This is a genomic window from uncultured Clostridium sp. (assembly GCF_947039605.1).
Taxonomy (GTDB): domain Bacteria; phylum Bacillota; class Clostridia; order Clostridiales; family Clostridiaceae; genus Sarcina.
In genome coordinates this window covers 45,413-53,431 of record NZ_CAMQZG010000025.1, presented here as the reverse complement: position 1 = coordinate 53,431, position 8,019 = coordinate 45,413, and the positions used below count along the sequence as shown (strand labels likewise).

General features: G+C 29.5%; 9 protein-coding genes. All 9 read right to left on the bottom strand.

Translation table 11 applies throughout. The features are described 5' to 3' along the window. Window positions 1–70: 70 nt before the first annotated feature. Entirely contained in the window at window positions 71–652 is a 582-nt protein-coding gene (scpB, locus tag Q0V24_RS10645; RefSeq protein WP_297521288.1) for an SMC-Scp complex subunit ScpB, read from the bottom strand. Beyond that, window positions 645–1,400, bottom strand: coding sequence for a segregation/condensation protein A (locus Q0V24_RS10640; RefSeq protein ID WP_297521286.1), 756 nt, complete (start codon window positions 1,398–1,400; stop codon window positions 645–647). Before Q0V24_RS10640 ends, scpB begins: the two co-directional genes overlap by 8 nt. Before the next feature lie 109 nt (window positions 1,401–1,509). Next, window positions 1,510–2,667 (bottom strand): D-alanyl-D-alanine carboxypeptidase family protein, encoded by a 1,158-nt coding sequence (locus Q0V24_RS10635; protein ID WP_297521284.1) that lies wholly within the window; start codon window positions 2,665–2,667, stop codon window positions 1,510–1,512. Between the two features lie 115 nt (window positions 2,668–2,782). Continuing rightward, window positions 2,783–3,598, bottom strand: a complete 816-nt coding sequence (locus Q0V24_RS10630; protein ID WP_297521282.1) for an acetyl-CoA carboxylase carboxyltransferase subunit alpha — start codon at window positions 3,596–3,598, stop codon at window positions 2,783–2,785. Beyond that, window positions 3,591–4,460: an acetyl-CoA carboxylase, carboxyltransferase subunit beta gene (gene accD, locus Q0V24_RS10625; protein ID WP_297521280.1), complete on the bottom strand. Its 870-nt coding sequence runs from the start codon at window positions 4,458–4,460 to the stop codon at window positions 3,591–3,593. The genes Q0V24_RS10630 and accD overlap by 8 nt, the downstream gene beginning before the upstream one ends. A gap of 2 nt (window positions 4,461–4,462) precedes the next feature. Continuing rightward, window positions 4,463–5,806, bottom strand: a complete 1,344-nt coding sequence (locus Q0V24_RS10620) for an acetyl-CoA carboxylase biotin carboxylase subunit (RefSeq protein ID WP_297521278.1) — start codon at window positions 5,804–5,806, stop codon at window positions 4,463–4,465. A 12-nt stretch (window positions 5,807–5,818) separates the two neighbouring features. Beyond that, a complete protein-coding gene (fabZ, locus tag Q0V24_RS10615) occupies window positions 5,819–6,241 on the bottom strand; it encodes a 3-hydroxyacyl-ACP dehydratase FabZ (RefSeq protein ID WP_297521276.1) in 423 nt (140 codons plus the stop codon). A gap of 5 nt (window positions 6,242–6,246) precedes the next feature. Then, entirely contained in the window at window positions 6,247–6,753 is a 507-nt protein-coding gene (accB, locus tag Q0V24_RS10610) for an acetyl-CoA carboxylase biotin carboxyl carrier protein (RefSeq protein WP_297521274.1), read from the bottom strand. Window positions 6,754–6,765: 12 nt separating this feature from the next. Continuing rightward, a complete protein-coding gene (gene fabF, locus Q0V24_RS10605) occupies window positions 6,766–8,010 on the bottom strand; it encodes a beta-ketoacyl-ACP synthase II (protein WP_297521272.1) in 1,245 nt (414 codons plus the stop codon). Window positions 8,011–8,019: the final 9 nt, after the last annotated feature.

The window sequence follows — 8,019 nt, the reverse complement described above, 5'->3', positions numbered from 1 at the left end:
AATCGAAAAACAAAAAAAAGGACATCGACATTGTAGTTTGTCGACGTCCTGAGAAGAGAATTAGGTTAACCTAATTCTCTTCTTCTATTTCTGCCTCTGCATATAATTCTAATGATGGAAGTTCTTCTATATCAGTTAAAGCAAAATGTCTTAAAAATTCATCTGTAGTCCCATATAAGATAGGTTTTCCTACAACTTCTTTTCTACCAGTTTCTTCAACTAAATTTTTTTCAACTAATCTTTGAATAGCACTATCACTTTTAACACCACGTATCTCATCAATTTCTATTCTAGTAATAGGCTGTTTATATGCTATTATAGATAAACTTTCAAGAGAAGCTTGTGATAGCGATTGACGTGTATTCTTTTTTAATAATTTTTGTATAAAGGCGCTATTTTCATTTTTAGTAACTAATTGATATTTCCCATTGACTGATATTATTTTTAGTCCACGTTCCTCTGTAGTTTCAAATATTATCGTCATTTCTTTTAGATAACTTAGCGTTTCACTAAAATTACATTTTATTATTTTAGATATATCATTTACTGACAAAGGTTCTCCAGTAACAAAAAGCAGAGATTCTATTATCGAATATATCTTATTTTTGTTTGAAATTTCTTCGAATTCTATCTGTTCAGAGTAATTACTCATGTATTTCCACCTTTTCTATAATTATTTCTTCAAAATTATCATATTGCATTATTTTTAGTTCTTCTAATTTTATCATTTCAAGAATAGCCAAAAATGTAACTACAACCTCTAACTTACATTCACATTCATAAGATAAATCTGAAAATCTTATGATACTATTTAACTTCATTTTTGCTCTTATAGATTTTATTTTATCATTAACCTTATATTTATCTACATTTATATTTCGTTCTATTATACTTGATGTATTCTGCTTATCATTATACCTTTGTATGAGGTTTATATATATAGTATATAAAGTCCGCATAGTTATTTTATTTAAAAACTCTGTAGAAAGTATATCTACATCTTCTTTTAACTCTATAATCTCAGCTTTCTTTGTAAAAACTTCACCATACATTAAATCTTTCTTTTTAAAGTAGTCTGATATTTTTTTAAACTTTGTATATTCAATTAATTTCAGCTTTAGTTCAGTTTCTAAATCTACAATTTCATTACTATCTGTTTCTTTAATTTCTTTTGGTAAAAGTGATTTAGATTTTATTTCTATTAAAGTTGCAGCCATAACTATAAATTCAGATGTTATTTCTAAATCAAGTTCTTGCATTAATGATATGTAATCTAAATATTGATTTATTATCTCTTCAATTCTAATATCTGTTATATCCATTTCATTTTTTTTAATAAGATGTATTAATAAATCAAATGGACCATCAAAATTAGAAATTTTAATTTTTGGCATTTTCATATAAAGTACTCCTAACTAAATAAATCTCAAATTCTATAATATCAAAATATTACTAGATAACGCAATAAAAAAAGCCGTTTTAAAAATTAAAACGGCTACTTTACTATTATTATGACATAAATAATCTTTTTATTTTATTTATAAAGCCACTATAGTTACAATCTCTATCTGAATATAGTGAAACTTCTCCTATTTGTTTATCTTTTAAGTAGAAAATATATTTTCCAACAATATCTCCACGCTTAATCTTATTTAAATTATCATTAACTTTAATTTCAACTTCTATGCCAGTATTTATACCTTTTAGAAGTGTCACATTTAAATCAGTTTCTGATTTTAGAATAAGATATTTTTTATTAGATTTATCTAAGTATTCTAATTGCACTTCTTCATCTTTTGATACTAATTTTAGCGTTTCATATTTTGAAAAACCATAATTCATTAACATACTAGCATCTCTATTTCTTATTTTAAAAGTTGGAGCACCCATTATAACTGCAATCATTCTAGTACCATCTTTTTTTGCTGTTGCAGTTATACAATATTTAGCTTCTTGTGTAAAGCCTGTTTTAAGACCATCACATCCTTTAAAGAATCTTACTAGCTTATTATGATTAACAAGCTCTATAGGTGATTTCCTCCCCTCTGAGATAGTCTCCATGTATGTACTTGTATATTTTAATATACTTTCATGTTTAAGTAATTCTCTAGACATTATAGATATATCATTTGCTGTTGATATATGTCCATCTATAGGAAGTCCAGTACAATTTTTAAAGTGAGTATTTTTCATACCTAATTCGCTAGCTCTTTTATTCATCATTCCAACAAAATTTTCTTCGCTTCCACCTAAGTATTCACCAAGAGCAACTGCAGCATCATTACCAGATGCAATTCCAACACCTTTAATTAAATCTTCAACAGTTCGTATCTCTCCAGTATCTAGAAGCATACTGCTTCCACCCATTCTTTTAGAATTTTCGCTTATAGTTACTTTATCATTAAATGATATTTTACCAGAATCAATAGCTTCCATAGTAAGTAGCATAGTCATAACCTTTGTAACAGACGCCGGTGCATATTTAACATTTGAATTTTTTTCGAATATTATATCACCACTTGTTGCCTCTATTAATAAAGCTGAATTAGCTTCAACCTTTATAAGGTCAGTATCTGCAAATACAGGAATAGCTATAGAAAATAAAGTTATAATAGCTATTAGCATTACTAAGAATTTAGTCATATTCTTTTTCGTATTCTTTTTCATAATTTTAAAATCCTCCTTTTGTTATATAATTATTTTTTCCAAAAAAAAAATAATTATTTAAAGGATTGCAAAAAAAGAGATACTAAATTTTAGTACCTCCTTTTTATTAGATATATTATAAAGTATTTTCAATATTTCTAAATTTATTATATCGTTCATTAAGTATTTCTTCAGTTGTTTTGCTCTTTAGTTCTAACATTGACTCAATGATAACTTTCTTTAACATTATAGCCATTCTTCCAGGGTTTTTATGTGCTCCCCCCCAAGGTTCTTTGATAATTGAATCAATAATTCCAAAGTTTTTTAAATCTTGAGCTGTTATTTTCATAACTGCTGCAGCCTCTTTAGCACGAGTAACATCTTTCCAAAGAATTGTTGCAAAGCCTTCAGGGGATAATATTGAATATATTGAATGCTCTAGCATATATAGTTTATTAGCAATAGACAATGCTAATGCACCACCACTACCCCCTTCACCAATAACTATAGATATAATAGGAACTTTTATCCCCATCATATCAACTAAATTTTGAGCAATAGCTTGCCCTTGTCCTCTCTCTTCAGCACCAGTTCCACAAAAAGCACCAGCCGTATCCACAAAACATACTATAGGCCTTTTGAATTTTTCAGCTTGCTTCATTAACCTTAAAGCTTTTCTATAACCCTCAGGATGAGGCATTCCAAAATTTCTTTCTAAATTTTCTTTAGTACTATTTCCTTTGCAGATACCAACAACAGTATAATTAGCACTGCCTATTCTTGCAATCCCACCAATTATAGCTTTATCATCAGCAAAATTTCTATCACCATGAAACTCTATAAAATCATCAAATATATTATTTATATAAAATTCTGCATTAGGTCTATCAATTCTTCTAGCTGTTAAAACTTTATCCCAAGGATCCATAGTTCTTATTAACTCTCTACTCATTATCCACCTCATGCATTTTTAGTATTCTATCTAATACGTTTCTAAGATCTTTTCTAAAAACTATCTTATCAACAAAACCTTTTTTTAGTAAAAATTCTGACTTTTGAAAATCATCTGGAAGTTTTTCATTTATAGTTTTTTCTATAACTCGTCTACCAGCAAATCCAATGGTACAATTAGGCTCACTAAGTATTATATCACCTTCCATAGCAAAACTAGCTGTAACACCACCAGTTGTTGGATCAGTTAAAACTGTAATATAAAGATTTCCACTCTCTGAATATTTTTGTATAGCCCCACTGATTTTTGCCATTTGCATTAATGAAAAAATCCCTTCTTGCATTCTAGCACCACCTGAAGCGGTTAATATAATTAAAGGTAAGTTTTCTTTAGTTGCAATTTCTATAGCACGTGTAATTTTCTCACCAACTGCACTTCCCATACTTCCCATTAAAACTTCTGAATCCATTATACAAATAACAATTTTAGTATTATTTATATTTCCAAAACCAGTAGTTACAGCTTCACTTAAACCAGTTCTATTTTTAACAGAACTAAGTTTTTCAGAATAACCTGGGAAATGTAATGGATCATTACCAATTAAGCTTTCATTGAGTTCAATAAAACTATTAGCATCTAACAAATTAGCAATTCTCATTTTAGAATTTATTCTAGAATGAAAATTACAATTTGGACATACATATAAATTCTTTTTTAAATCTTCTGTATAAATTATATTATTGCAGCCAGTACATTTACTCCACATTCCCGTTGGAATATTCGGTTTAACTTCAACTTCTTCTTTTAAATTAACTGTACTAACTGTTATAAATTTCTTTTTTCCTAATAAACTTTTTATCATATTTAATCCACCAACTCATTTGCTAAAAATGAAGTATCATATTTCCCAGAAATAAACTTATCATTATTTAATATTTTTAAATGATAGTCTATATTCGTTTTAATACCATCAACAACAAATTCACTTAGAGCCCTTTTCATCTTTTGAATTGCTTCATCTCTAGTACTAGCATGAACTATAAGTTTAGCTATCATTGAGTCATAGCAATGAGGTATTTTATAGCCAGGGTAGATACCAGAATCTACTCTTACACCAAATCCGCCTGGAAGTATTACATTTTTTATTAATCCAGGTGAAGGTCTAAAGTTTTTTTCAGGGTCTTCTGCATTTATTCTACATTCTATTGAGTGACCATTAATTTTTAAATCATCTTGAGATATATTTAATTCATATCCACTAGCAATTTTTATTTGTTCTTTTAATAAATCAATACCTGTTATCATCTCTGTTATTGGATGTTCTACTTGAATTCTTGTATTCATTTCCATAAAATAAAAATCTTTATTTGAATCAACTAAGAATTCAATTGTTCCAGCATTTTCATAACCTACAGCCTTCGCAGCATTTACTGCTGTTTCACCCATTTCAACTCTTAATTGCTCAGTTAATATAGTTGATGGAGCTTCCTCAATAACCTTTTGATTTCTTCTTTGAACAGAGCAATCTCGTTCAAAGAAATGTAATGTATTTCCAAATGAATCAGCTAATAATTGGATTTCTATATGTTTAGGATTTTCTATGAATTTTTCAATATACATAGTATCATCAGAGAAATTAGCTTTTGCTTCAAGTCGTGCACTATTATAATTATCTATAAATTCTTCTGCACATCTAACTACTCTAATTCCTTTCCCACCACCACCAGCAGCTGCTTTTATCATTACTGGAAAACCTATTTCTTTTGCAATCTCAAGCCCTTGGATCTCTGTTTCTATTCTGCCCTCAAAGCCTGGAACAACAGGTACATTAGCAGCCTTCATAACTTCTCTAGCTCGTGCTTTATTACCCATAAGTTCAATAGCATTCCATGAAGGTCCTATAAATTTAATATTACATTCTTCACACATTTTTGCGAATTTTGAGTTTTCTGATAAAAAACCAAATCCAGGATGTATTGCCTCTGCACCTGTTAATACACATGCACTTAAAATATTTTGTATATTTAAATAACTTTCTGCTGATATATAAGGACCTATACAAACTGCTTCATCTGCTAATTTAACATGAAGAGCATCTTTATCAATATCAGAGTATACTGCTACAGTTTCTACGCCTAACTCTTTGCAAGCTCTAATTATTCTAACAGCTATCTCGCCTCTATTTGCAATTAATATTTTATTTAACATATTTTCACCATCCTATTGTATAGCAAACATTATTTCAGCAGCACAAGCAACTTTCCCATCTACTGTTGCTGTTGCTTTCCCGATTCCAACAGGTCCTCTTAATTTAATAATTTCAACCTCTAAACGTAAAACATCACCTGGCTGAACTTGTTTTTTAAATCTTGCTTTATTTATCCCAGCAAATAATGGTAATTTTCCCTTATATTCATCCATTGTAAGCAATGCTATTGCACCCGCCTGTGCTAATGCTTCAACTATTAAAACACCAGGCATAACCGGATGATTAGGGAAGTGGCCTTGGAAAAACTCCTCATTTGCAGTAACATTTTTATATGCTATTATTTTTTTACCTTCTTCAATTAATTCAACTTTATCAACCAAAAGAAAAGGATATCTATGTGGTAAAATTTCTTTTATTTCTTTTATTCCTAACATACTAATTAACTCCTTACTCTAAATAATTCAGTTCCAAATTCAACCATTTGACCATTTTCAACTAATATCTCAACTATCTCTCCAGCAATATCAGCTTCGATTTCATTCATTAATTTCATAGCTTCTATAATACAAAGTGTTTCGCCAACTTTTACAAGTTGACCAATTTTTACAAACTCATCTAATTTATTGCCTGGTGCAGAGTAAAAAGTTCCAACCATAGGTGATGTTATTATTTTAGTGTTCTCATTATTTATAGTATCATCTATAGCTAATTCTTTTTTACTTTCAACTATTGTTTCTATTGACTTTAGTTCTTTTATTGGTTGAGCTACTTCATAAGATTCTTTTGATATAGTGTTAAATTCCTTTTTTTCACTTTCAGATTGATTATTTGTTCTTGTAAGTGATTTATCCATTTTTAAATAAACATTATCTATATTCAATTCAAATAAACTAATATCAGAATTAGTTATTTTTTCTATTAATTTTTCTATTTCATTATAATTCATTAATTTACACCTCTAGTTCCATTTTCTAAGTAATAGTGATACATTGTGACCACCAAAGCCTAGTGAATTTGTCATAGCATATTCAATAGCTTGATTTCTACCTTCATTTGGGACATAATCTAAATCACACTCTTCATCTTGTGTTTTTAAACCTATAGTAGCAGGTATAAAACTATCCTCTAGTGCTTTTGCACAAATAATTGTTTCGATTGCACCGGCTGCACCAAGCAAATGACCTGTCATTCCTTTTGTTGATGATATAGGAATATTATTTGCATAATCACCAAAGCATAATTTTATAGCTTTAGTCTCTGTTTTATCATTTATAGGTGTACTTGTACCATGAGCATTTATATAACCAACTTCTTGAATGTTTATCAAGGCTTCATTGATAGCTAACTCCATTGCTCTTGCAGCACCTTCACCATCAGGCGCTGGTGCTGTTATATGATAAGCATCACTAGTTGCTCCATAACCTACTATTTCAGCATAAATTTTAGCATTTCTTTTTTTTGCACTTTCAAGACTTTCTAAAATTACAATTCCAGCACCCTCACCCATAACAAAACCATTTCTGTTTTTATCAAATGGTATAGATGCATTTTTAGGATCCTTTGTTGTACTTAATGCTTTTAAATTACTAAACCCTGCAATTGAAGAGGGTAATATAGCAGCTTCAGTACCACCAGCTATCATAACATCCATATAACCATGCTTTATTTGTCTATAAGCATCTCCAATAGCACTCGATCCACTAGCACACGCTGTAACCACAGATGCAGCGATTCCCTTTGCTCCATATCTCATTGATAACATTCCCGCAACACTATTTATTATTGAACTAGGAATATAAAAAGGCGATACTCTTCTTGGTCCTTTAGTTATTAAATTAGTAACTTGCTCTTCGATAGTAGCATTTCCACCAATTCCTGATCCAATAATGACACCAACTCTATTAGCATTCAAAGTCTTTATATCTAATTTTGAATCTTCAAGTGCTTCATCTCCAGCTTTGATAGCTAGATGTGTAAATCTATCCATTCTTTTGGCTTCTTTTTTTCCAATATACTCATCAGCATTAAAATCTTTAACCATACCAGCTATATCAACATTAAAATCTGTTGTATCAAAATAGTTTTCTGCATCTATTTTATCAATACCACAAACTCCAGCTTTTATATTTTCCCAAAACTTTAAAATATCATTTCCGACAGGTGTAATAGCACCCATACCTGTTATAACTACTCTATTTCCCATATTAATAAA